At 70.5% G+C, this 23,911-nt stretch carries 19 protein-coding genes; 10 read left to right on the plus strand and 9 right to left on the minus strand.

Features of this window, described 5'->3' with window-relative positions:
* Positions 1-212: 212 nt before the first annotated feature.
* Positions 213-1,637 carry a type I glutamate--ammonia ligase gene (glnA, locus tag EDF42_RS14045; protein ID WP_111087015.1) on the minus strand — a complete coding sequence of 475 codons (1,425 nt, stop codon included), beginning with the start codon at positions 1,635-1,637 and terminating at the stop codon, positions 213-215.
* A gap of 142 nt (positions 1,638-1,779) precedes the next feature.
* On the opposite strand from glnA, the gene EDF42_RS14050 reads away from it, so the two are divergent.
* Positions 1,780-2,235, plus strand: a complete 456-nt coding sequence (locus tag EDF42_RS14050) for an RDD family protein (RefSeq protein ID WP_123672810.1) — start codon at positions 1,780-1,782, stop codon at positions 2,233-2,235.
* Positions 2,236-2,541: 306 nt separating this feature from the next.
* Here the strand turns inward: EDF42_RS14050 and EDF42_RS14055 are convergent, their stop codons facing one another.
* The gene (locus tag EDF42_RS14055; RefSeq protein WP_111087017.1) at positions 2,542-3,255 is read right to left on the minus strand and encodes a DUF4191 domain-containing protein; all 714 of its coding nucleotides are present in this window, start codon (positions 3,253-3,255) and stop codon (positions 2,542-2,544) included.
* Between the two features lie 128 nt (positions 3,256-3,383).
* Between EDF42_RS14055 and EDF42_RS14060 the strand changes: the two genes are divergently transcribed.
* A complete protein-coding gene (locus EDF42_RS14060) occupies positions 3,384-4,214 on the plus strand; it encodes a hypothetical protein (RefSeq protein WP_123340513.1) in 831 nt (276 codons plus the stop codon).
* A 111-nt stretch (positions 4,215-4,325) separates the two neighbouring features.
* On the opposite strand, the gene sucB is transcribed toward EDF42_RS14060, so the two are convergent.
* The 3 genes from sucB to EDF42_RS14075 form a co-directional block, all read right to left on the minus strand.
* Positions 4,326-5,825 (minus strand): 2-oxoglutarate dehydrogenase, E2 component, dihydrolipoamide succinyltransferase, encoded by a 1,500-nt coding sequence (gene sucB / locus EDF42_RS14065; RefSeq protein WP_123340514.1) that lies wholly within the window; start codon positions 5,823-5,825, stop codon positions 4,326-4,328.
* A 73-nt stretch (positions 5,826-5,898) separates the two neighbouring features.
* On the minus strand, positions 5,899-7,272 hold the full coding sequence (gene lpdA, locus EDF42_RS14070) for a dihydrolipoyl dehydrogenase (RefSeq protein ID WP_123292677.1): 1,374 nt from the start codon (positions 7,270-7,272) through the stop codon (positions 5,899-5,901).
* Between the two features lie 155 nt (positions 7,273-7,427).
* The gene (locus EDF42_RS14075) at positions 7,428-8,906 is read right to left on the minus strand and encodes a leucyl aminopeptidase (RefSeq protein WP_123340515.1); all 1,479 of its coding nucleotides are present in this window, start codon (positions 8,904-8,906) and stop codon (positions 7,428-7,430) included.
* A gap of 75 nt (positions 8,907-8,981) precedes the next feature.
* On the opposite strand from EDF42_RS14075, the gene EDF42_RS14080 reads away from it, so the two are divergent.
* The 5 genes from EDF42_RS14080 (at position 8,982) to EDF42_RS14100 (ending at position 14,865) form a co-directional block, all read left to right on the plus strand.
* Positions 8,982-9,911 (plus strand): proteasome assembly chaperone family protein, encoded by a 930-nt coding sequence (locus tag EDF42_RS14080; RefSeq protein ID WP_123340516.1) that lies wholly within the window; start codon positions 8,982-8,984, stop codon positions 9,909-9,911.
* A 156-nt stretch (positions 9,912-10,067) separates the two neighbouring features.
* Entirely contained in the window at positions 10,068-11,387 is a 1,320-nt protein-coding gene (locus EDF42_RS14085) for a nitrate/nitrite transporter (protein WP_123672813.1), read from the plus strand.
* A gap of 193 nt (positions 11,388-11,580) precedes the next feature.
* Entirely contained in the window at positions 11,581-12,831 is a 1,251-nt protein-coding gene (locus tag EDF42_RS14090; RefSeq protein ID WP_123292681.1) for an RNA polymerase sigma factor, read from the plus strand.
* A gap of 4 nt (positions 12,832-12,835) precedes the next feature.
* Positions 12,836-14,095: a MurT ligase domain-containing protein gene (locus tag EDF42_RS14095; RefSeq protein ID WP_123672815.1), complete on the plus strand. Its 1,260-nt coding sequence runs from the start codon at positions 12,836-12,838 to the stop codon at positions 14,093-14,095.
* Complete coding sequence (locus EDF42_RS14100; protein WP_123672817.1) at positions 14,092-14,865, plus strand: type 1 glutamine amidotransferase; 774 nt, start codon at positions 14,092-14,094, stop codon at positions 14,863-14,865. The genes EDF42_RS14095 and EDF42_RS14100 overlap by 4 nt, the downstream gene beginning before the upstream one ends.
* Positions 14,866-15,002: 137 nt before the next feature.
* Here the strand turns inward: EDF42_RS14100 and EDF42_RS14105 are convergent, their stop codons facing one another.
* Positions 15,003-15,227: a hypothetical protein gene (locus EDF42_RS14105; protein ID WP_071255055.1), complete on the minus strand. Its 225-nt coding sequence runs from the start codon at positions 15,225-15,227 to the stop codon at positions 15,003-15,005.
* 168 nt (positions 15,228-15,395) lie between these two features.
* Between EDF42_RS14105 and EDF42_RS14110 the strand changes: the two genes are divergently transcribed.
* Positions 15,396-17,522: a type IIA DNA topoisomerase subunit B gene (locus EDF42_RS14110; RefSeq protein ID WP_123340520.1), complete on the plus strand. Its 2,127-nt coding sequence runs from the start codon at positions 15,396-15,398 to the stop codon at positions 17,520-17,522.
* Positions 17,523-17,974: 452 nt separating this feature from the next.
* On the opposite strand, the gene EDF42_RS14115 is transcribed toward EDF42_RS14110, so the two are convergent.
* Complete coding sequence (locus tag EDF42_RS14115) at positions 17,975-20,461, minus strand: DNA topoisomerase (ATP-hydrolyzing) subunit A (RefSeq protein ID WP_123672819.1); 2,487 nt, start codon at positions 20,459-20,461, stop codon at positions 17,975-17,977.
* A gap of 62 nt (positions 20,462-20,523) precedes the next feature.
* Here EDF42_RS14115 and EDF42_RS14120 point away from each other — a divergent pair, with 62 nt between their 5' ends.
* Complete coding sequence (locus EDF42_RS14120) at positions 20,524-21,690, plus strand: alkaline phosphatase family protein (protein ID WP_123672821.1); 1,167 nt, start codon at positions 20,524-20,526, stop codon at positions 21,688-21,690.
* A gap of 28 nt (positions 21,691-21,718) precedes the next feature.
* Here EDF42_RS14120 and sepH read toward each other — a convergent pair whose 3' ends face one another.
* A complete protein-coding gene (gene sepH / locus EDF42_RS14125; RefSeq protein ID WP_185021203.1) occupies positions 21,719-22,744 on the minus strand; it encodes a septation protein SepH in 1,026 nt (341 codons plus the stop codon).
* Between the two features lie 276 nt (positions 22,745-23,020).
* Here sepH and EDF42_RS14130 point away from each other — a divergent pair, with 276 nt between their 5' ends.
* Complete coding sequence (locus EDF42_RS14130) at positions 23,021-23,320, plus strand: DUF4193 domain-containing protein (protein ID WP_031263038.1); 300 nt, start codon at positions 23,021-23,023, stop codon at positions 23,318-23,320.
* A 104-nt stretch (positions 23,321-23,424) separates the two neighbouring features.
* Here EDF42_RS14130 and EDF42_RS14135 read toward each other — a convergent pair whose 3' ends face one another.
* Complete coding sequence (locus tag EDF42_RS14135) at positions 23,425-23,856, minus strand: DUF3093 domain-containing protein (protein WP_123672823.1); 432 nt, start codon at positions 23,854-23,856, stop codon at positions 23,425-23,427.
* Positions 23,857-23,911 lie beyond the last annotated feature (55 nt).

Consider the following 23,911-nt stretch of genomic DNA (forward strand, 5'->3'; position numbering starts at 1 on the left):
GGTGCGATGGGAAGGAACGTGCGTCGCGACCCGCCGGGAGGCCCGGTGCCGGCCCGCCGGACCGGCACCGGGCCTCCAGGCAGTCGCCGCAACCGCCCGACCCGCCAAAGCGACACATTCCTGCGGATGGTTCGCGGCACACTGTCGCTGTCGCGACACACACACGAAGGCCCCGCACCTGACGGTGCGGGGCCTTCGTGTGTCAGCGAGGATCAGACGCCGAAGTACAGCTCGTACTCGAACGGGTGCGGGCGCTGCGCCAGCGGGAGGATCTCGTTCTCACGCTTGTAGTCGATCCAGGTCTGGATGAGGTCCTCGGTGAAGACGTTGCCCTTCGTGAGGAACTCGTGGTCCGCCTCGAGGAAGTCGAGCGCCTCGTCGAGGGAGCCGGGGACCTGCGGGATGCCCTTGGCCTCCTCCGGGGGGAGCTCGTAGAGGTCCTTGTCGACGGGCTCGTGCGGCTCGATGCGGTTCTGGATGCCGTCGAGGCCCGCCATCAGCTGCGCGGCGAAGGCGAGGTACGGGTTGCCCGAGGCGTCCGGCGCGCGGAACTCGATGCGCTTGGCCTTCGGGTTGGTGCCCGTGATCGGGATGCGGATCGCAGCCGAACGGTTGCCGGCCGAGTACACCAGGTTGACCGGCGCCTCGAAGCCCTTGACCAGGCGGTGGTACGAGTTGATCGACGGGTTGGTGAAGGCGAGCAGCGCCGGAGCGTGCTTCAGCAGACCGCCGATGTACCAACGGGCGAGGTCGGACAGGCCGCCGTAGCCGTTCTCGTCGTAGAAGAGCGGCTTGCCGTCCGACCAGAGCGACTGGTGGGTGTGCATGCCCGAGCCGTTGTCGCCGAAGAGCGGCTTCGGCATGAACGTGGCGACCTTGCCCCACTGGTCCGCCGTGTTCTTGACGATGTACTTGAACTTCAGGATGTCGTCCGCGGCGTGGACCATCGTGTCGAACTTGTAGTTGATCTCCTGCTGGCCGCCGGTGCCCACCTCGTGGTGCGAGCGCTCGAGCTCGAAGCCCGCGTCGATCAGCTTGAGGGTGATGTCGTCGCGCAGGTCGGCGGTCTTGTCGACCGGCGACACGGGGAAGTAGCCGCCCTTGTACGGGGTCTTGTTGGCGAGGTTGCCGCCCTCTTCGTCACGACCGGTGTTCCAGGCGCCCTCTTCGGAGTCGACCGCGTAGAACGACTCGTTCTGGGTGACGGAGTAGCGGACGTCGTCGAAGATGTAGAACTCGGCCTCGGGGGCGAAAAACGCGGTGTCCGCGATGCCCGTCGACGCGAGGTACTTCTCGGCCTTCTTCGCCACCTGGCGCGGGTCGCGGCCGTAGATCTCGCCGTTCCGCGGGTTGTAGATGTCGAAGATCATGATGAGCGTGCGCTCGGCGCGGAACTGGTCCACGTAGGCGGTGGTCACATCGGGGATCAGCTGCATGTCGGACTCGTGGATCGACGCGAACCCGCGGATCGAGGAGCCGTCGAAGAGCTGGCCGACCGAGAAGAAGTCCTCGTCGACGGTCGAGGCGGGGATGTTGAAGTGCTGCTGCACACCCGGCAGGTCCGTGAATCGGATGTCGAGGAACTTGACGTCGGTGTCCTTGATGAAGGCCAGGACCTCGGAGGAATCGCTGAACATGGGGGCCGATCTCCAATGGGTTGGGTGATGTCGGAGGTACCGATCAAGGCACCTCCGACGAGGCTATTGACACGGGGTTTCCCGGACGTGACTGAATTGTTTCGGGCGTGTTACGGGCGGCCGGTCGCCTACGCTTGGGGGCATGGCCCGCAGCTCCTCCAGTCCGTCCGCGCCCCCCGAGCACCCCGACGGCTGGCCGGGCAAGGACCTCGGTCTGCCGGAGGAAGGACCCCGCAGCGTCGGGCGGATCGGACGGCGGATCGTCGCCCTGCTCATCGACGGCGCCCTCGCCGATCTCATCGCCTACGTGACCGGGGTCTGGTCGCCGGTGAACGGTTCCGGGGACATCGCGCACTCGTGGGTGCAGCTGGCGATCTTCGCCGCGCTCCAGGTGCTCTTCATCTGCCTGCTGTCCGGGTCGTTCGGGCACATCTGCGTCGGGCTGCGCGTCGTGCCGATGCGCGGGGGCTACGTGGGGGTGTGGCGTCCGGTCGTCCGGACCGTCCTGCTCTGCCTGGTGGTGCCGGCGCTCATCATCGACCGGGACAGCCGCGGCGCGCACGACCGCATCGCCGGCACGGTGCTCGTCCGCCGCTGACCCCGGGGCCGCGCCCGCGACCGCGCCGCACGGTGCGAGGTTCGTCGCCGGAGCGCGCCGGGATGCGCGCCGCGGTGCTGCTGCGCACGGTGCGAGGTTCGTCGGCACGTGCGAGCTTGCCCGCTCGGTGCAGCGCGACGGGCTCGCACCGAGCGGGCAACCTCGCACCAGGTGGCCGAAGGCGCACGGTGCGCTCAGCGGGCGCGACCGACCGCCACCGACCGCACCGGCCACCACCGCGCCGCACGCAGAACGCCCCCGACCTGGCACGGTCGGGGGCGTTCTGCGTGGTGGTTCGGGGACGGGTCAGCGCGGACGTCCGGCGCGGGCACGCATCGGGTCCATGCCCTTCGGGATCGCGGCGGCGGGGCTCTGCGTGAGCGAGTCGAGGCGGTTCGCGACGGCCAGGACCTCGTTGCGGTTGAGCGACTTCTTGAACTTGTTCATGGCACGGGGGAGCTTGTGCAGCGTGAGGGTGTCGTCGCCGTCACCGACGCTGACCACGTGGACCGCGACGTTCGGGACGATGCGCTGCACCTTGCGACGCTCTTCGTCGACCTGACGCTTCAGGTTGCCGCGCTGGCCCTCGGTGATGAGGACGACGCCGGGACGCCCCACCGCGCGGTACACCGCGGACTGCGAGCGACCGTGCACGGCGACGGGCATCTCGCTGGAGCGCCACTGTCGACGCAGCGAGTTGGAGAGCACCGCACCGACGGCGCCGGGCTGGCCCTCGATCTGCGAGTACGCCGCCCGCTCGGCCAGCCGGCCGAGGACGATGAGGAAGAGCAGCACGCCCATCAGGACACCGGCGACGATCCACAGGATCATCGCGAGCCAGTTCTGGCCCGGGAGCACCAGCGCCAGCACGATGCCGAGGACGACGGGGCCGACGAATGCGAGGGCGAACCACCAGACGGACGACGGGTCGGCCCGTCGGGTCATCTGGAAGACCTGGAACATCTGCTTGAGACGCCCCGGCTCCTTCGCCTTCGTGTCTGTGGAAGTGCTGCGTGCCATGCTGACAGGATACGGCCTCCGCGGTCCGGGGGAGACCGCAGTCGGTCCGGCTGTGCGCGAACACGCGTTGTCCACAGATCGAGCAGGACGGACAGGAGGCCCGGCTCGCCTCCGCCACGCTCGTCACCATGGACACGAGCACCGACCAGAGCATCGACGACGCCCGCAGTGACCGTTGGGTCGCGGCGGCCGACGACGCTGCCGTGGCGGCCTGGATCGCGGACCGGTGCGCCACCGGCCACCGGCACCTGGTGCCCGTCGAGGCGGTGGGCCGGACCGGGGCCGGCGGGCTCGTGACCCTGCTCGACCGCCCACGCGGGACGCCGCTCCCGGTGGCGCTGGATCGCCTCGGCACCCCGACGACCGGGGTCGCGGTGACCCTCTGTGTCCCGCTGCTCGAGCTCCTCGTCGCGGCCGTCGACGGCGCGGTACGGCTCGGCGTCGCCGGCATCGACGATGTCCTGGTGGACGACGCGGGCGCCGTGGTGCTGTGCGACCACCCGGCTGGAGCCGTCCGCGACGGCACGGAGCTGCCCGGTCACGACGCTGCACGGGTCCTCGGGCTCGCCGCCCGGCTCGTCTGGGACCGTGTCGACCCGCGCGATCCGAGTCGCGACGACGTGGACGCTGCCCTCCTCGCAGCGCTCGACGGCGACCGCAGCACCGTGTGTGCGGCGCTCGAGACGGTTCGGGATGCGGCGCCGCCGCGGCCGTTCCGGTGGGCCCCACCGCCGGCCGACCTGGTGTTCGTCGAGGCGGACCCGCCGGTCGACACGACGGGCCCGGTGGCTCGACTGCGCGAGGTCGTCGAGCTCGGCATCCCGCTCGGTGCTGGTCGGCGGTTGCCGCTCCGCCGCGCCGTGGTCGGTGTCGTCGTCGCGATCGGTACGGTCGTCGCCGCGGTGTCCGTGCTCGGTGCCGGAACGGACACCGGTGCCGGTGCGGGTGGTGGTGGCTGACGCGCCCGGACACCCCCGGACGCCCCCGGACGCCGACGAACCGGAACGGGAACGGGAACGGCCCCGGCTCCCCACGAGGGGGAACCGGGGCCGTCGGCCGTGGTACTGGGGTCAGTACCCGAGATTGGGGGCGAAGTTGCCCGCTTCCAGGCGGTTCTTGACCGCGACCAGGTAGCGCGAGGCGTCCGCACCGTCGATGATCCGGTGGTCGTACGACAGCGCGAGGTAGACGAACGAACGGATCGCGATCGCTTCCTGGCCGTCGACCTTCACGACCGCGGGACGCTTCGTGACGATGCCAGTTCCGAGGATCGCCGACTGCGGCAGGAACACCACGGGGGTGTCGAACAGCGCGCCACGCGAACCGGTGTTCGTCAGCGTGAACGTACCGCCAGCGAGCTCGTCGGGCTTGAGCTGGTTGTTCCGGGTGCGCTCCGCCAGGTCCGCGATGGACTTCGAGAACTGCGCCAGGTCGAGCGAGGCCGCGTCCTTGATGACCGGGGTCAGCAGGCCGCGCTCGGTGTCCACCGCGATGGAGACGTTCTCGGACTCCGGGTAGACGATCTCGTCGCCTTCCACGGTCGAGTTGATCTTCGGGTGGGCCTTGAGCGCCTCGGACGCCGCCAGGGCGAAGAACGGCATGAACGAGAGCTTCGAACCGGTCTTCTCGAGGAACTCCGCCTTGTGGGCGTCGCGGAACTGCGCCACCTTCGTGACGTCCACCTCGACGACGCTCGTGAGCTGTGCGGTCGAGGTCATCGACTGCACAGCACGCTCGGCCACGACCTTGCGCAGGCGGGTCATCTTCTCGCGGGTGCCGCGCAGCGGCGAGACCTCGGCGACGAACGGACCAGACGCGGCGGCGGGTGCAGCTGCACCACCGGCGGCCGGAGCCTTCGCGACGGCCGCGAGCACGTCCTCCTTGCGGATGCGCCCGCCGACACCGGAACCGGTGACGGTGGACAGGTCGACGCCCTGCTCGTTCGCCAGCTTGCGGACGAGCGGCGTGACGTAGCCGGAGGCTGCGCCGTCCTGCGTCGGGTTCGGCACCGCGGCGGCGGTGGTCGCGCTCGGCGCGGCCGGCGCGGGTGCAGCAGCGGCCGGCGCCGGGACGGCGGCCGGGGGTGCGGCGGCGGGCGGCGGGACCGGAGCGGCCTGCGGGACCGGAGCGGCGGCAGGAGGTGCCGACGGGGCCTGCGGGGCCGCGGGCTGCGTCTGTCCGGCGGGGGCCGGCTCGGGCTCGGTGGGCTCCGGGGCGGGGGTCTCGGACTCCTGCTCGGTGCTCGGCTCGGCCTCGGGGACCTCTGCCTCGGCAGCGGTCTCGTTCGAGGACTCGTCGGACGAACCGGAGTCGGAGGAACCGGAGTCGGACGAGCCGTCGCCGATCTTCACCAGCGCGGTGCCGACCTCGACGGTCTCGTCCTCCTGCACGAGGATCTCCTCGATGACGCCGGCGACGGGCGACGGGATCTCGGTGTCGACCTTGTCGGTCGAGACCTCGAGCAGCGGCTCGTCGACCTCGACCCGGTCACCGACGTTCTTCAGCCATCGGGTCACCGTGCCCTCGGTGACGCTCTCGCCGAGCGCCGGGAGGCTGACGGATTCGCTCATCGGGTGGACTCCTCTTCGCGGGGGGTTGCAGTTGTTGTGGATGTCATTGTCACAGGGCGCGGACTCGTGCGGGTCACAGCGCGTGCAGCGGCTTGCCCGCGAGGTGCATGAACGCCTCGCCCAGGGCCTCGTTCTGCGTCGGGTGCGCGTGCACGAGCGGAGCGATGTCCTCCGGGTACGCCTCCCAGTTCACGGCGAGCTGGGCTTCACCGATGAGCTCGCCGACGCGGGCGCCGATCATGCTCACGCCGACGACGGGGCCGTCGACGACGCGGACGACCTTGACCGAACCGGACGTGCCGATGATGTGGCTCTTGCCGTTGCCGGCCAGGTTGTACTCGTACGAGTCCACCTTGTCGGCGCCGTACTCGGCCTCGGCCTTGGCCTGCGAGAGGCCGACGGAGGCGACCTCGGGGTCGGAGTACGTGATCTTCGGGATGTTCTTGTCCTCGATGATCACCGGGTTCAGGCCGGCGATCTCCTCAGCCACGAAGATGCCCTGCTGGAAGCCGCGGTGTGCGAGCTGCAGCCCGGGGACGATGTCGCCGACCGCGTAGACGTTCGGCAGGTTGGTGGCGAGGCGCTCGTTCGTGGTGACGAAGCCGCGGTCCATGGCGACGCCGACCTCGTCGAAGCCGACGTTCTGCGTGACCGGGCCACGACCGACGGCGACCAGCAGGACGTCACCATCGAAGGTCTTGCCGTCCTCGAGCGTCACGACGACGCCGTTCTCGTGCTGCTCGACGCCCTGGAACCGGACACCGAGCGAGAACTCGATGCCGCGCTTGCGGAAGGCACGCTCGAGCTGCTTCGACATCGACTCGTCTTCAGCGGGGACGAGGTGGGGGAGCGCCTCGACGATCGTGACCTCGGCGCCGAAGGACTTCCACACGCTGGCGAACTCGACGCCGATGACGCCGCCGCCCAGGATGACGACCTTGTTCGGCACGTAGTCCATGCGCAGTGCGGTCTCGGAGGTGATGACGCGGCCGCCGATCTCGAGTCCGGGCAGGGACTTCGAGTAGGAGCCGGTCGCGAGCACGACGTTCTTGCCGACGATGTTCTGGTCGCCGACCTGCACGGTGTTCTGCGAGGTGAGTCGACCCCAGCCCTCGACGACGGTGATGCCGCGGGCCTTGATGAGGCCCTGCAGGCCCTTGTACTTGGAGGTGATGACGCCCTGCTGGTACTCGATGACCTTCGGGACCTCGACACCGGCGAACTCCGCGATCACGCCGTACTTCTCGGCGTCACGCGTCGCGTCGGCGACCTCGGCCGCGTGCAGCAGCGCCTTGGTGGGGATGCAGCCACGGTGCAGGCACGTCCCTCCGAGCTTGTCGCCCTCGATGAGCGCGACGCTCATGCCGAGTTCGGCGGCCCGGAGCGCAGCGGCGTAGCCACCGCTCCCGCCACCGAGGACCACGACGTCGTAAGTCTGTTCCGTCACCTGGTGCAACTCCCTCGTGCGTGTCGGGCCGATCGGGGCCCTACGTGGACACCGCGGGGGCGGCGTCCGACGGTCGGACCGCGTGGTTCCGGTCCCGTCCCGTGCAGTACCGGTGGGAGGCGCGTCGATGCCCCGTCCCACCGGTACCAAACCTACTACTCGGACTGGAGGTCTTCTGCGAGCGCGATGAGCGTCCGGACCATCACACCCGTCGCGCCCTTGCCGAGCCACCCGTAGCCGCCGCCCTTGTGCTCGGACGGACCGGCGATGTCGAGGTGCGCCCACGGGATGCCCTCGCCGACGAAGCGCTCCAGGAACTTGCCCGCGAGCAGCATGCCGCCGGCCGGGTTGCCGACCGTGGCGTTGACCATGTCGGCGACGTCGCTGGCGAGCCGGGCGTCGAGTTCCTCGGGCAGGGGCATCGGCCAGATCGGCTCCGACACGCCCTCGGCCACGGCACGGAGCTTCGCGACGAGGTCGTCGCTGCCCATCAGGCCGGTGGTGCGGTCGCCGAGCGCGACGACCTGCGCGCCGGTCAGGGTGGCGACGTCGACGATGGCGTCGGGCGTCTCGAGCGAGGCGGCTGCCATGCCGTCGCCGAGCACGAGGCGGCCCTCGGCGTCGGTGTTCGTGACCTCGACGGTCTTGCCGTTCTTGAGGGTGAGGACGTCACCCGGGCGGGTCGCCGTGCCCGACGGCATGTTCTCGGCGAGTGCGAGCCAGGCGGTGACGCGCACGTCGAGGCCCAGGCGTGCGGCAGCGACGGTCGCGGCGAGCACCGTGGCGGCGCCGGTCATGTCGGTCTTCATGCCGAGCATCGACGCCGCCGGCTTGAGCGAGAGCCCGCCCGAGTCGAACGTGATGCCCTTGCCGACGAGGGCGAGGTGCTTCGTGGCGGACTCCGGCGCGTAGCGGACGACGACCAGGCGCGGGGGACGCGCCGAACCACGGCCGACCCCGAGGATGCCGCCGAAGCCCTGCTCCTCGAGTGCCTGCTCGTCGAGGACCTCGACGGTGAGCGGGAGGTCCGAGGCGAGCCCGGTCGCCACGTCGGCGACGTCCTGTGGCCCCAGGTCGCCGGCGGCGGTGTTCACGAGGTCGCGGACCAGCGAGGCGGCATCGGCCACGATCGCCGGACGGACCGCGGCGTCCGTCGCGGCGGACGGCGCGAGGACCGTCACGCGCTGGTCGCCACGCGTCGGCCCGGTCGTGCCGGCGCCCTTGTGCCGCGTGAAGGCGTAGGCGCCGAGCGCTGCGCCCTCGAGCGCTGCCTCGACGAGTGCGTCGGTGTCGGTCGGCAGTGCGAGCGCGATCGACGCGGCGTGCGGCAGCTGGCGGACGGCACTGCCGGCGGCCGAGCGGTACGCGGCGGCGTCGGTCCCGGTGCCGAGCCCGATGAGCGCGATGCTCGCGGCGTCGACGCCCACGGCCGGGATGCGCACGAGCTGGTCCTTGGCGCCCGTCGCGCCGATCGCTGCGAGGTCGAGGTCGTCGAGCGCGGAGAACGGTGTCGTGGCCGGCTGGGCGATCGTCGCGGGGGCACCGTCGGCACCGGGCCGGACACCGACCACGAGGACGTCGGCGGAGATCGAGGAGGGGGCGGAGGAGTCGGTGGAGAGCGTCGGTCGGACCATGCTCCAACCCTATCCACGCACTGTTCGCTGTCGGCGTGGTCGTCCCGCGCGGGGGCGTCGGTGGCCCCGCCTAGCATGGGGACGGTGAACCACCCCGAGGAGCTCTACACGTTCGACGAGGCCGCCCCGACCGTCCCGGCCGGGCTGCACCTGGTCGCCGGGCTCACCGGCTTCGCGGACGCCGGTTCGGCCGTTGCCCAGGTCACGACGTCGGTGCTCGAGGACCTCGACACCCAGATCGTCGCCGAGTTCGACCCCGACGTGCTGCTCGACTGGCGTGCACGCCGGCCCGTCATCACCTTCGAGCACGACCACATCGCCGCCGTCGAGCCGCCCCGGCTGGCGCTGCACCTCGTGCGCGACGAGATCGGCCAGCCGTTCCTGTTCCTGTCCGGGTACGAGCCGGACTTCCAGTGGAACCGGTTCGTGGACGCCGTCACCGGCCTCGCCGCCCAGCTCCAGGTCGCGGACACCACCTGGGTGCAGTCGATCCCGATGCCGGTCCCGCACACCCGCCCGATCAGCCTGACCGTCTCCGGCACCCGCGCCGACCTCGTCGAGCAGATGAGCGTCTGGAAGCCCGAGACCCAGGCGCCGGCGAACGTCCTGCACCTCGTCGAGCACCGGCTCGCATCCACCGGCGCGCAGGTCACCGGGCTCGTCCTGCTCGTCCCGCACTACCTGTCGGACACCGAGTTCCCGGACGCAGCCGTCGCGGCTCTGTCCGGCATCGCCGCCGCCACCGGCCTCATCTTCCCGACGGACGCCCTGCGCGAGGCGGGTCGCGAGTTCCTCACCCGGGTCGAGGAGCAGGTCGCCGGCAACGCCGAGTTGCAGCGACTCGTCGGTGTGCTCGAGGAACGGCACGACACGTACATGGAGGGCAACCCGGTCGCGTCGCCGCTCACGGACGTCGACGGCGAGGTGCCGACCGCGGACGCGATCGCGGCCGAGCTCGAGCGCTTCCTGGCCGACCGGCGCACCCAGGGTGACGGCGGCGAGTAGCCGCGTCGGGCCCTGAACGGTCCGGAACGGCGGTCTGGAGGCCCGGGGCGGGCCCGCACCGTTCCTCCCGTCGGTCGTCCGGTCGCGACCAGGACGCCACCAGCGTCGGCGACACACGTCGCGTATCCGGCTCCGCCGGATCGGTAGCCTGTCGGGGTGAACTCCCGTCGCGCGTACCTGATCTGGGGCATCGCGGTGCTCGCCTACGTCCTGGCGGTCGTGCAGCGGTCCTCGCTCGGGGTGTCCGGGGTGGACGCGCAGGACCGGTTCGCGGTCTCGGCGGCGGTGTTGTCCACGCTCGCGGTCGTGCAGATCGCCGTGTACGCCGGACTCCAGATCCCGGTGGGCGTCGCGCTCGACCGGGTGGGGCCGCGCAAGCTCGTCCTGCTCGGCGCCGCGCTGCTCGTGGTCGGCCAGGCCGTCGTGGCCTTCTCGCCGACGATCGGCCCGGCGATCGCGGGCCGGGTGCTCGTGGGCGCCGGCGACGCGATGACGTTCATCTCGGTGATCCGCCTGGTGCCGATGTGGTTCAGCGGCCGGATCCTGCCGCAGATCTCGCAGTGGACGGGCAACCTCGGGCAGATCGGCCAGATCCTGTCGGCGTTCCCGTTCGCCGTGCTCCTGCACGCCGCGGGGTGGACGCCCGCGTTCGGGGTCGCCGCCGCCGCGAGTGCCGTCGGGCTCGTCCTGGCGTTCGTCTTCGTCCGCAACGGCCCCGTGGTCGTGCGGACCGGAACGATCCCACTGCCGCACTCGTGGGGCGCCGCGTTCCGGACGTTCGGGCACGCGTTGCGTCGACCGGGCACGCAGCTCGGGTTCTGGTCCCACTACGTGACGCAGTCGTCCGGCACGGTGTTCTCGCTGCTGTGGGGCGTCCCCATGCTCCGCGGGCTCGGGTACAGCCCCGCCGAGGCCGCCGGCTTCCTGACGATCATCGTCGCCGTGGGCTTCGTCGCCGGGCCGGTGCTCGGGCTGCTGTGTGCGCGGTTCCCGATGCGCCGCTCGAACCTCGTGCTCGGCGTGGTCTTGCTGCTCGCCGTGGTGTGGACCGCGATCCTGCTCTGGCCCGGCCACCCGCCGACCTGGCTGCTCGTGCTGCTCGTCGTGGCGATGGGCATCGGCGGCCCCGGTTCGCTGATCGGGTTCGACTTCGCCCGGACGTTCAACCCGGTCGGTTCCCTCGGGTCCGCGAACGGCGTCGTCAACGTCGGGGGCTTCCTGGCGGCCTTCGTGATGATGTACCTGATCGGGCTGCTCCTCGACGTGATGTCCCGCGTCACCGGTGAGACCGTGTTCGCGTGGGACAACTTCCGGGTGGCCCTCACGGTGCAGTACCTGGTGGTGGGGTTCGGCGTAGCGATGCTCCTGCACGCGCGGCACCGCACGCGCCGGGTGCTCCACGCGGAGGAGGGAATACGCGTCGGACCGCTCTGGGTTGCACTCGTTGCGCGCCTGCGGAAGCGGCACGTGCAATAATGATCACGGACCCACTCAGGACCCCCATCCTGTCGGAGCGCTTCGGAGCGCCGATCAACCCGGGGGACTTGACATGGGTCTTAGTGCTGCCCGGAACGGTAGGACTCGACGACGCGGGGGACTGCGGCTCGGGCCCTGGGCGGCGAGGGAGGCCACGACCCCACGAACGTGGCACGACGAGAGAGGTGATCGCATGGCTGCCCGGAGCACGACGATCGATCCCACGAAGGACACTCAGCCCGAAGGTGCTGTGGCAGAGGACGCCACGGACGCCGAGGGAACCGCCGCGCCGAAGAAGCGCGCCACCAAGGCCCCCGCCAAGAAGGCCCCGGCCAAGAAGGCCGCCCCGAAGGCGAAGAAGGTCGACCCCGTCGACGAGGCGAACGAAGCCACCGACGAGCCGACCGAGGACGTCGAGGACACCGACGACAAGGCGATCAAGCCCGACGCCGCCGCAGCGGTCGCCGCCGGCGCGCTCGTCATCTCGCAGACCGACGACGACGAAGCCCCGGTCTACTCGACGACCATCACGGGTGCGACCGCCGACCCGGTGAAGGACTACCTCAAGCAGATCGGCAAGGTCGCCCTCCTCAACGCCGAGCAGGAGGTCGAGCTCGCGATGCGCATCGAGGCCGGCCTGTTCGCCGAGGACAAGCTGCAGCACTCGACCGGGCTGACCAAGCCGGCCGAGCGTGAGCTGCGCTGGGTCGCCCGCGACGGTCAGCGCGCCAAGTCGCACCTGCTCGGCGCGAACCTCCGCCTCGTGGTGTCGCTCGCCAAGCGCTACACCGGCCGTGGCATGCAGTTCCTGGACCTCATCCAGGAGGGCAACCTGGGCCTGATCCGTGCGGTCGAGAAGTTCGACTACACCAAGGGCTTCAAGTTCTCGACGTACGCGACGTGGTGGATCCGCCAGGCGATCACCCGCGCCATGGCCGACCAGGCCCGCACCATCCGCATCCCGGTGCACATGGTCGAGGTCATCAACAAGCTCGCTCGTGTCCAGCGCCAGATGCTGCAGGACCTCGGTCGCGAACCCACTCCGGAAGAGCTCGCGCGCGAGCTCGACATGACCCCGGAGAAGGTCGTCGAGGTGCAGAAGTACGGTCGCGAGCCGATCTCCCTGCACACGCCTCTGGGCGAGGACGGCGACTCCGAGTTCGGTGACCTCATCGAGGACACCGAGGCGGTCGTGCCGGCCGACGCGGTGGGCTTCACCATGCTGCAGAAGCAGCTCGAGAGCCTGCTCGACTCCCTGTCCGAGCGCGAAGCGGGCGTCATCCGCATGCGCTTCGGCCTCGGTGACGGCCAGCCGAAGACCCTCGACCAGATCGGTGACACGTTCGGCGTGACGCGTGAGCGCATCCGTCAGATCGAGTCCAAGACGATGGCGAAGCTCCGCCACCCGTCGCGGTCGCAGTCGCTGCGCGACTACCTCGAGTAGGCCGATGCGGTTCTTCATCCCGATCCTGATCGGGCGGGTCCTCCGCGCCCTCGCCCGAGCGCGGGGCGGGGGATCCGCCTACCCCGGGTACATCGTGCTCAAGCTGGTGCCGGACTTCCTGCAGCACGTGACGAAGCAGTTCCCGAACGGCGTCGTCTTCGTGCTCGGGTCGAACGGCAAGTCGACGACCACGCACATGATCTCGGACATCGTCCGGGCGCACGGGCTCCGCGTCTTCACGAACCCGTCCGGGGCGAACCTGCCGCAGGGCATCGCGTCGGCGCTGCTGTCCGAGGTGTCGCTGACCGGTCGCCTGAAGGCGGACATCGGCATCCTCGAGGTGGACGAGGCCTTCGCGGTCGAGCTCGCCGGCATCCTGTCGCCGTCCACGGTGACGATGCTCAACGTGCAGGTCGACCAGCTGTACCGGTTCTTCGAGACCGAACGCGTCGCCGACATGATGCTCGACACCGCGGCACTGTCCACGGCGAACGTCATCACGAACCGCGACGACCAGTTCCTCGATGCCTACGCAGCGCGCACGGGCCAGCGGGTGCTGCGTTTCGGTGCGAGCGCCGAGGTCGTCGCCGCGGCGCCGAACGGCCTGCAGAACGCCGACGACTTCGACCGGCAGGACGCCCAGCCGAACGCCGCTGAGTCAGAGGTCGTCGTGAACACCGGTGACGGTGCGTCGATCCGTTTCGACGGTTCCGACATCGCGGTGCGCCTGCCCGCACGCGGCCTGCACTACGCGGTCGACGCTGCTGCTGCCACCGCCACGGCCAGCGCAGCACTCGGCACGCAGTTCCGCGCCGACGCCGTCACGAAGGCCTTCGGCACGATGAAGCCGGCGTACGGCCGCGGGGAGCGACTGCCGATCGCCGGCGAGTTCGCCGAGTTCACGATGTTCAAGAACGCCGCGAGCCTCCAGCTCAACCTCGACGCGCTGCCGGACCGCCCCGAGCAGGTCCTCATGGCGATCGACGAGGGCACGCCGGACATCTCGTGGATCTACGACATCGACTTCTCGAAGCTCGACCACGTCGACGTCGTCTCCGGTGACAAGGCCTGGCAGATCGCGATCGCCCTCGAGCACGCCGGTGTCCGCATCGGCAGGGTCGACCCCGACGTCGAGGCCGCGATCAAGCACATGGAGCAGCTCGGGTCGACGACCAGCGGGACGAAGAACTTCATCGTCAACTACGAGATCATGATGATCGCCCGCAAGGCCCTCGGCCACCCGGACATGGAGAAGACCGCATGACGGCCGACCGGCTGACCATCCTGCACGTCTACCCCCGGCAGATGGGGGTCTCGGGGGACCGCGGCAACGTCGCAGCCCTCGTCCGCCGTGCCGCCGCAGCCGGCCTCGACACCGAGGTGCTCGAGTACGCGCCCGGCGACGATCTGCCCGCCGCGGCCGACGTCGTGGTCATCGGCAACGGACCGCTCAGCGCGATGCGGTCGCTCGGTGCGGACGTCGCCCGCATCGCCGCTCCGCTCCGTTCGTTCGCGAGCGACGGGGTGCCGGTCATCGCCGTCGGCGGCGGGTTCGACCTGGCGACGAACGAGGTCGTCCCCACCGAGGGTGCTCCGCTCGCCGGGTTCGGCGTGTTCGACGCCCGCGCCGTCCGCGGTGCCGAACGTCGGGTCAACTACTTCGTTCTCGAGACCCGGTACCCGCTGCTCCCCGGTGCGCCGAAGCGGCTCGCCGGCTTCGAGGACCACGCCACCACGATCGAGCTCGCGGCCGGGGTCACCCCCTTCGCCGACGTCGTGTCCGGCTGCGGCAACCAGGCGGGAGCCCCGGTCGAGGGTGCGATCGTCGGCACGTCCTTCGGCACGCACACGCAGGGTCCGATCCTGCCGCTCAACCCGCAGCTGACCGACGGAGTCCTCGCCGCAGCAACCGCACGGCTGGGTCGCGAGTACGCACCGGACCCGGAGCAGACGGCCACCATCGACCGCTACGCACGCGAAGCGCGCGCGACGGTCGACCGCTACGTCGACAAGGCGTTCAAGCGCATCGCGTGACGCTCACGAAGGCCGGTTCCCGACGGGACCCGGCCTTCGTCGTATCCGCGCGTTCTGAGACGGGCAACAGACAGACGGGAGGCCCGGTGCCAGCTGGCACCGGGCCTCCCGTCTTGCTGTGGTCGCGCCTTCGCGCGCTACTTCGACTCGTAGAGTCGGCTGCTCTCGTCGTGCCATTCGATGGCGGTCGCCGCGAGCTTGTCCTTGAACTCTGCGCCGTGGTGCGCGCAGAAGAAGAGCTCGCCGCTCGACATGGTGGCTCGGATGTAGGCCTGCGCTCCGCAGCTGTCGCAACGGTCGGCGGCGGTCAGCTGGTGGTTGCTGACTTCGTCGATGGAGGGGTCCTGCACGGTCTGGGTCATTGCTGTGCTCCTCACGGATCGCAGGTGGTGCCGGGTGGTTGCACCATTTCAACACGTGATGCCTGAGAACGATGCATTGTGCAGCGCTGTTTCGCTGAGCGCGGATCGGTTGTCCCCAGTGCGAGTGTCCGCGCCGAGGGTGTCGGTACCGCTCGGTAGCATCGGACGGTGAGCTCCGACTACTCCGCACGCCATCTCTCCGTCCTCGAAGGGCTCGAGGCGGTCCGGAAGCGTCCGGGGATGTACATCGGCTCGACCGACTCCCGCGGGCTCATGCACTGCCTGTGGGAGATCATCGACAACTCCGTCGACGAAGCCCTGGCGGGGCACGGCGACGAGATCGGCGTCGTGCTGCACGCCGACGGTTCGGTCGAGGTCCGCGACACCGCCCGGGGCATCCCGGTGGACGTCGAACCGAAGACCGGCCTGACCGGGGTCGAGGTCGTGTTCACCAAGCTGCACGCCGGCGGCAAGTTCGGCTCCGGCTCCTACGCGGCCTCCGGTGGTCTGCACGGCGTCGGTGCCTCGGTGGTCAACGCCCTGTCCGAGCGCCTCGACGTCGAGGTCGACCGCGGCGGCAAGACCTACGCCATGTCGTTCCACCGCGGCGAGCCCGGCACGTTCGACGACGCCGAGGGCATCGGTCCGGACGCCCCGTTCAGCCCCTTCACCTCGGGCAGTGAGCTGCGGGTCGTCGGCAAGGTGAAGAAGGGCGTCACGGGTTCCCGGATCCGGTACTGGGCGGACCGGCAGATCTTCACCGCCGACGCGCGGTTCAGCACCGACGACCTGGTCACCCGGGCGCGGCAGACGGCGTTCCTGGTGCCCGGGCTCGGCATCACGATCACCGACGAGCGCGTGTCCTCGATCGAGGCCGCCGCTGCGCGTGCCGAGGCGACGGGGACCGCCGTCGAGGCCGGCCCGGTCGTCGAGCGCTTCCGCTACGAGGGCGGCATCGGCGAGTTCGTCGAGCACCTCGCGGCCGACACCGCCGTCACCGACGTCTGGCGCGTGCAGGGCACCGGGACCTTCACCGAGACCGTCCCGATGCTCGACGACAAGGGTCACATGGTGTCGACCTCGGTCGAGCGCTCCTGTGAGGTGGACCTCGCGCTGCGGTGGGGCGACGGCTACGAGACGGTGTTCCGCAGCTTCGTCAACATCATCGCCACGCCGAAGGGCGGCACGCACCAGGCCGGCTTCGAATCCGGTCTGGTCAAGGCCGTCCGTGCACAGGTCGAGGCGAACGCCCGCAAGCTCAAGGTCGGGCAGGACAAGCTCGACAAGGACGACGTGCTCGCCGGCATGACCGCCGTGCTGACCGTCCGGCTGCCCGAGCCGCAGTTCGAGGGACAGACGAAGGAGATCCTCGGCACGCCGGCGGTCCGCAAGATCGTCGACCAGGTCGTGTCGAAGCGCATCACCGAGATCCTGACGTCGACGCAGCGCACCGAGAAGGCCCAGGCGGCGACCCTGCTCGAGAAGGTCGTCGCGGAGATGAAGACCCGCATCTCGGCCCGCGCCCACAAGGAGACGCAGCGCCGGAAGAACGCGCTCGAGAACTCCTCGTTGCCGACGAAGCTCGCGGACTGCCGATCGCAGGAGACCGAGGGCACCGAGCTCTTCATCGTCGAGGGCGACTCGGCCCTGGGGACTGCGAAGCTCGCCCGCAACAGCGAGTACCAGGCGCTGCTGCCGATCCGCGGCAAGATCCTCAACGTGCAGAAGGCGTCCGTGTCGGACATGCTGTCGAACGTCGAGTGCGCGTCGATCATCCAGGTCATCGGTGCCGGCTCCGGCCGGACGTTCGAGATCGACCAGGCGCGCTACGGCAAGGTCATCATCATGTCGGACGCCGACGTCGACGGTGCCCACATCCGCACGCTGCTGCTGACCCTGTTCTTCCGGTACATGCGACCGATGATCGAGCAGGGCCGGGTGTTCGCCGCCGTGCCGCCGCTGCACCGGGTCGTCGTGGTGAACCGCGGCAAGCCGAACGACACGCTGTACACGTACTCCGAGCAGGAGCTGCAGACCGTGCTGAAGAAGCTCGAGAAGACCGGCAAGAAGTACCAGGAGCCGATCCAGCGGTACAAGGGCCTGGGCGAGATGGACGCCGATCAGCTCGCCGAGACCACCATGGACCGTGCGCACCGGACCCTGCGGCGGGTGAACATCACGCATGCCGAGAGCGCGGCGAAGGTGTTCGAGCTGCTGATGGGCAACGACGTGGCCCCGCGCAAGGAGTTCATCCTGGCCGGCGAGGGTCTGGACCGCGACCGCATCGACGCGTAGTCGCGCGGCGGCGCCTGGCCCGAGTCTCGGCGGTGCTGGGCCGAGTCTCGGCCGCAGCGACTCCTCTCGGGCTGCGAGCTCCGAGTTCGGTCGCTCAGCCCGAGTCTCGGTGCCCCCAGCGCCGCCACCGTGCCGCCACCGTGCGCGGTCCGTACCGCCAACGCGACCGAGTCCTGCGAACTGTTGGCGGACTTCTGTCGCTTCCGCGTCGGCGGAGCGAGCGGTCTGGACGGGGCTGGCCCGCGCCTCCCGGCCAGCGAGTCTCGCGGTGGGCGACCGGACTCGGGTGCCGGACCGCGAACGATGTCGCGCAGACCGAGTCTCGGTGCCGCCAGAGCGACACCGTGGCGCCACCGTGCTCGGTCCGTGCCGCCAACGCGACAGTGTCCCGCGAACTGTTCGCGGGACACTGTCGCTTCGCGGAGAGAAGCCCGCCGGAGCGCTGCCGCGCGCTACGCGTCGCCAGCGGTGCCGTCGAGCGCCGCAGCACTGCCACCGATCGAGCCGATGACCGCCTCGAGCGGCGCCCCCGACCCGTCACGCTTCGACAGCCAGTCGGGCAGGGTCCGCGCGGCGCCGTCCGTACCGACCGCGTGCGGGGGAGCGATGCCCGCCCAGCCCACGGTGAGCCCGTCCTCGCCCTTCAGGAACGCGTGCGCTCGGACACCCTGGGTCGCCCGGCCCTTGGCGGGGAACTCGGACAGGGCGGAGACCTTGGCGCGACCGGAGTCGGTGCCCGGCAGCGCCGTGGAGGTCGTGGACACCGTGGCGACCACGGCGTCGTCGGACCGGGCGACGGAGCCGAACCAGATCACCGAGGACCCGGGTGCCAGCGCCATGCCCGCGACACCGCCTGCCGGGAGCCCCTGGGCACGGACGCCGGACGCGGGGAAGCGCAGGAGCTGGGCGTTCGAGCTGATGAACACCAGGTCGTCGGACTCGGGTGCCTGGGCGGCGCCGACCACCGCGTCGCCGGGCTTCAGGCCGATGGCGACGAACTCGGGCTTGTCGGGCCAGGCTCCGGGGACGACGCGCTTCACGACGCCCTGCGCGGTACCGATGGCGAGGGAGTCCGACGACGCGCCGGACAGGTCGACGAGTGCAACGACCGTCTCGCCCTTGGTGAGCACCAGGAAGTCCGTGACCCGTACGCCGGCGTCGAGGCGGACCGCGGCGGGCGGCACCGCCGGGACGTCGACGGGGGAGAGCCGCAGGACCCGCCCGGTCGAGGTCAGCGCGCCGACCTGGCCCCGGACGGTGCTCACCACGGCGGACCGGACGGCGTCGTGCTTGGAGCGCTTCGGCACGCGGACGATGCTGAGCTCCGACGTCTGGATGTCCACGCGGATGAGTCGTCCGGTGGTCGAGAGGAGCACGCGGCACGGCGAGTCGGCGACCTGGAGCGACTCCGGGTCGACCGCGGCCTTGCGACCGCCCTTGACGGGGGCGTCGGCCTCGGTGAGCAGGGTGCGGCGGGGGGTGGCGAACTTGTCGGAGACCTCGGTGAGCTCGAGCGCGACCTGGGCACGGAGCCGTTCGTCGGACGCCAGGAGTTCCTCGAGCGCAGCGATGTCGGCGAGGAGCTGGTCGCGCTCTGCCTCGAGCTCCATGCGCGAGAACTTCGTCAGGCGTCGGAGCCGCAGTTCGAGGATGTACTCGGCCTGCACCTCGGACAGGTCGAAGACGTCGCGGAGACGGCTCCGTGCGGCCTCGGAGTCGTCCGAGGTGCGGATGACCTGGATGACCTCGTCGATGTCGAGGATCGCGATGAGCAGGCCCTCGACCAGGTGCAGCCGCTCGAGGCGACGCGCGAGCCGGTACTCCGACCGCCGGGTGACGACCGACAGCCGGTGCTGCACGTAGACGTCGAGCAGCTCGCGCAGTCCGAGCGTGCGCGGTGACCCGCCGACGAGCGCGACGTTGTTGATGCCGAAGCCGTCCTCGAGCGGAGTGTGCTTGTACAGCTGCTCGAGCACCGCGGTGGGGTTGAACCCGCTCTTGATGCCGATCACGAGCCGGAGCCCGTGGTTGCGGTCGGTCAGGTCGTTGACGTCCGAGATGCCGACGAGCTTCTTGGACTGGACGCCGTCCTTGATCTTCTCGATGACGCGCTCGGGGCCGACCAGGTACGGCAGCTCGGTGACGACGAGTCCGACCTTGCGCGGGGTCAGGTTCTCGACGCTCACCTTCGACCGGGTGCGGAACGTGCCACGCCCGGTGGCGTACGCGTCGCGGACCCCGGAGAGCCCGACGATGGTGCCGCCGGAGGGCAGATCCGGCCCCGGCACGAACTCCATGAGCTCTTCGAGGGTGGCCTGCGGGTTCATCAGCAGGTGCTTCGCGGCCTCGACCACCTCGCCCAGGTTGTGCGGCGCCATGTTCGTCGCCATGCCGACCGCGATGCCCGACGCGCCGTTGACGAGCAGGTTCGGGAACGCCGCGGGCAGGACGCCGGGCTGCATGATCTGGTTGTCGTAGTTCGGGACGAAGTCGACGACGTCCTCGCCGAGGCCCTCGGTCATCGCCATCGACGGTTCGGCCAGGCGGGCTTCGGTGTACCGGGCGGCAGCGGGACCGTCGTCGAGCGACCCGAAGTTGCCGTGGCCGTCGATCAGCGGCACACGCATCGTGAACGGCTGCGCCATCCGCACCAGGGCGTCGTAGATCGCTCCGTCGCCGTGCGGGTGCAGCTTGCCCATCACCTCACCGGTGACGCGGGCGCTCTTGACGTGCCCGCGGTCGGGCCGCAGACCCATCTCGGCCATCTGGTACAGGATGCGCCGCTGGACGGGCTTCAGGCCGTCGCGCGCATCGGGCAGCGCCCGCGAGTAGATGACGGAGTACGCGTACTCGAGGAAGGAGCCCTGCATCTCCTCGGAGACGTCGACGTCCTCGATGCGCTCACCGTCGGGCAGGCCGACTGCGTCCGTGCGTGCCATGGCACCTTTCTGGAAGACCGGAGTCGTCTGGGAGACCGGGGTCGTCTGGAAGACTCTGTGGAATGGGAACAAGCGTACCGACGGCCCCCGACGCCGCCGCGAACCTCGCCGACGTCTTCCCGAGTTGCCTCGTGGCGCTCGGGGCTGCGGACGGCGCGTGGTCGCGTGACCACGGCCTGGAGGCCCGGATCGCCCTCCGTCCCGCCCGTTCCGCGATCGTCGTCCTGGTCGACGGCCTCGGGAGCGTCGCGCTGTCGGCTCGCGCCGGGCACGCCCGCTGGCTCACGGCCGCGAAGGGGTCCGGCACCGCGAAGAAGCTGCGCAGCGGGTTCCCGACCACGACGGCCGCGGCACTGAGCACCCTGACCACCGGACGGTCGCCCGGCACGCACGGCGTCGTCGGCTACAGCGGCTGGAACCCGGACACCGGTGCTGTCATGAACCTGCTCGGCGGGTGGGACACCGAGGTCCCCGCGGACTGGTTCCTCACCGAGACGCTCTTCACCCGCGCCGCGGAGCTCGGCGTCGACCCCGTCGTCGTCGGCCCCGATCGGTACCGGGCGTCGGGCATGACCGCGAACGTCCTCGGCGGCGCGCGGTACGTGTCGGCGGACACGATCCCGGAGCGCATCGACGCCGCCCTGGCCGAGACCGCCACCGGTCGGTCGCTCGTGTACCTGTACGTGCCGGAGCTCGACTCGATCGGCCACAAGTCCGGGTGGCAGTCCGACCGGTGGACGGCGACGCTCGAGCTGCTCGACGGCGAGCTCGCCCGCCTCGATGCCCGCGGTGCGTCGGACGTCGGCGTCCTCGTCACCGCGGACCACGGCGTGCTCGACGTGCCCGACCACGCGAACATCGCCATCGACCCGCTCCTGTTGACGGACGTCGTCGGGGTGGCGGGCGATCCGCGGTGCCGCCAGCTCACGGTGGCACCGGGCACCGACGTGCGCGGGCTGGTCGGGGCGTTCCGAGCGCGCTACGGCAAGAAGGCGTACGTCGCAAGCCGCGACGAGGCTATCGCCGCCGGGTGGTTCGGTGCGGTCTCGCCGCAGGTGGTCCCGCGCATCGGCGACGTGATCGTCGTGGCGCGCGGGTCGTGGGCGTTCAACGACGACCGCGCGCTGCGTGACGGCGAGGTGCCGAAGCGCATGATCGGCCAGCACGGCGCGATGACCGACGAGGAGACGTTCGTCCCGCTGCGGCTCGCCGGGGCATTCGCGCAGTAGCAGCCGGCCGCCGGTCAGTCCGAGCTGATCAGGCCGGGTCCTCCGGGCGGGTGCCGAAGACGATCTCGTCCCAGCTCGGCATCGACCGACGGTTGCGCTTCTTGCGCTCCGCACGGCCCTCGGCTTCTGGCGCCGATGCCGGACGGGCGTCGGCGGACGGCGGAACGGTGTCGCCCTCGGGCTCGTCCTCGAAGCCCTGCAGCGGGATGTCGACGACGCTGATCGAGGTGCCGCGAGCGGGCTCGTCGCGCTGTTCCCCGAACGATGCGGCCTCGCGCTCCCCACGGCGGCGGCGGAGCGCCTCGAGCAGGTCGGCGGTCTCGTTGCCGGGTGCGCGCTCCTCGACGGCCGCCTGACCGATGCGGGGCAGCGGTGCTCGGAGCGGCGCGCGGTCGGGGACGTCGGGGTTCGTGACGGCCTCGTCCTCTTCCTCGACGCGGAAGGCGCCGGAGTCGAAGCGGGTGCCGTCGTCGTGCTGCTGCTCGTACTCCACGGCGCGCAGGCGGGGCGCGATGCCCTCGTCGTCGGTGTGCGAGAGCCGGTGTGCGTCGCCGTTGTCCGGCACGAGCGTCGAGGTCTTCGGGTCGAAACGCCACTGCGCGTCGTGCTCGACCTCGGCCGCGGTGTAGCGGACCCGGACCTGCCAGCCGCTCTCCGGGTGCTTCCACGAGCCCCAGCTGATCGCGGTGGCCTCGCCGGCCTCGAGCTTCGCGGTGATCGCCGCGCCGAAGGTGTCGGGGGCCTCGTCGTCGACCGGGGTCACCGGGACGCGGTGCGAGGCGTCGAGGACGAAGGCGCGCTCGGCGAGCACCGGGCCCTCGAAGCGTCGGACGTACTCGACGTCGACGTCGAGTGCGGCGGCGACCTCGGCGGCGTCGGCACCGCCACGGATGCGTGCCTGGACGTCCTTGGGGGAGACCCGCTTCTGCGGACCGGCGTCGGGGTTGGCCTGTCGGACCTGCCCCGGCAGCGAGGACGTGACGGGCAACCGGAACTCGGTACCGCCGTCGGTGGCCAGGAGGATCGCGCCTGCCTCGACTCCGATGACTCTCACGTCTTGCATGGTCCAGCCTTCCCAGCGTCGCGTACGGTCGTGCGTCGTACCCCGTGAGTATGCAGTGGTCGCGGACGGTTTCCACGGAGGCGCACGGGCGTGCCGCGGAGTCTGCGCACCAGTGGCGACGGGTGTCGGGAATGTCCCGATCCGGTCACGGGTTGCAGCGCCGTGACGACCCGCCGCAGATCTCGGTTTGCACTCTGGCGGGACGTAGTGCAAACTGTCGCCGCCGATCACCCGGCGACGACCTCTCGATACGAGAAATGGATGGGCATGGCCACCGATTACGACGCCCCCCGGAAGACCGATGACAACTCCGATTCGGAGTCGATCGAGGCCCTCAAGGAGCGCGTTCCCGACAAGATGTCGGGGGTCGTCGACGATGATTCGGACAACCCCGGCAGCTTCGAACTCGCCGGGCAGGACCTGAGCGACGTCGACCTCGACGTCGTGGTGCTGCCCCCGCAGGTCGATGAGTTCACCTGCGTCGAGTGCTTCCTCGTGAAGCACCGCTCCCAGCTCGACCACGAGTCGAAGCTCGGGCCGGTCTGCGCGGAATGCGCGGCGCTCTAGACGCACCGATCACCGAAGGCCCCGCATCCTCCAGGATGCGGGGCCTTCGTCGTGCGGTGCGGGGCGGACGCGTGCCGGGCCTCCCGTCCGCCCGTCGCGGTCCGTCAGGACCGGAGCGCCTCGACCACCTTGCTGGGCTGCCGGACGCTGACCAGCCAGTAGGGCGTCGGGTCGGCGTCGTCGCGGACCTCGACCTTGACGACCCCGCGCACGTAGCCGCGGAAGAGCGTCCACGCTCGAGCGTCGAGCTTCGGTCCGCGCTGCGTGGTAGCCTCAGCGCCCTCGAACGCCTCGACGCTGCCGACGAGTGCGCGGGGGAGGTGCGCCTTGCCAGCGCGGAACTCGCTGTCCGTGACCTCGATGGTGGGTGCGAGTGCCCACAGGAGCACGAGGACGCCGAGCTCCATGCCGATCGCCACGAGCACCCCGGCGAGCACGCTGATGGGCAGGAACACGAGCAGGGTGGCGGGGATGACGAGCGCCGTCGCCAGGTACAGGGCGGGCGGGGCCCAGAGTCGTTCGCGGTACAGGGTCACGGGTCCATTCGACCACGACTCGGGACAGGTCACGGTCGGGTCACGTCTCTGCACT

Source organism: Curtobacterium sp. PhB172, from assembly GCF_003752545.1.
Lineage (GTDB): Bacteria > Actinomycetota > Actinomycetes > Actinomycetales > Microbacteriaceae > Curtobacterium.

Excerpts from the sequence above, each read along its gene's own strand:
- glnA (WP_111087015.1), bottom strand. The coding sequence starts at position 1,637 with ATGTTCAGCGATTCCTCCGAGGTCCTGGCCTTCATCAAGGACACCGAC.
- EDF42_RS14050 (WP_123672810.1), top strand. The coding sequence starts at position 1,780 with ATGGCCCGCAGCTCCTCCAGTCCGTCCGCGCCCCCCGAGCACCCCGAC.
- EDF42_RS14055 (WP_111087017.1), bottom strand. The coding sequence starts at position 3,255 with ATGGCACGCAGCACTTCCACAGACACGAAGGCGAAGGAGCCGGGGCGT.
- EDF42_RS14060 (WP_123340513.1), top strand. The coding sequence starts at position 3,384 with ATGGACACGAGCACCGACCAGAGCATCGACGACGCCCGCAGTGACCGT.
- sucB (WP_123340514.1), bottom strand. The coding sequence starts at position 5,825 with ATGAGCGAATCCGTCAGCCTCCCGGCGCTCGGCGAGAGCGTCACCGAG.
- EDF42_RS14075 (WP_123340515.1), bottom strand. The coding sequence starts at position 8,906 with ATGGTCCGACCGACGCTCTCCACCGACTCCTCCGCCCCCTCCTCGATC.
- EDF42_RS14080 (WP_123340516.1), top strand. The coding sequence starts at position 8,982 with ATGGGGACGGTGAACCACCCCGAGGAGCTCTACACGTTCGACGAGGCC.
- EDF42_RS14090 (WP_123292681.1), top strand. The coding sequence starts at position 11,581 with ATGGCTGCCCGGAGCACGACGATCGATCCCACGAAGGACACTCAGCCC.
- EDF42_RS14095 (WP_123672815.1), top strand. The coding sequence starts at position 12,836 with ATGCGGTTCTTCATCCCGATCCTGATCGGGCGGGTCCTCCGCGCCCTC.
- EDF42_RS14100 (WP_123672817.1), top strand. The coding sequence starts at position 14,092 with ATGACGGCCGACCGGCTGACCATCCTGCACGTCTACCCCCGGCAGATG.
- EDF42_RS14105 (WP_071255055.1), bottom strand. The coding sequence starts at position 15,227 with ATGACCCAGACCGTGCAGGACCCCTCCATCGACGAAGTCAGCAACCAC.
- EDF42_RS14115 (WP_123672819.1), bottom strand. The coding sequence starts at position 20,461 with ATGGCACGCACGGACGCAGTCGGCCTGCCCGACGGTGAGCGCATCGAG.
- EDF42_RS14120 (WP_123672821.1), top strand. The coding sequence starts at position 20,524 with ATGGGAACAAGCGTACCGACGGCCCCCGACGCCGCCGCGAACCTCGCC.
- EDF42_RS14130 (WP_031263038.1), top strand. The coding sequence starts at position 23,021 with ATGGCCACCGATTACGACGCCCCCCGGAAGACCGATGACAACTCCGAT.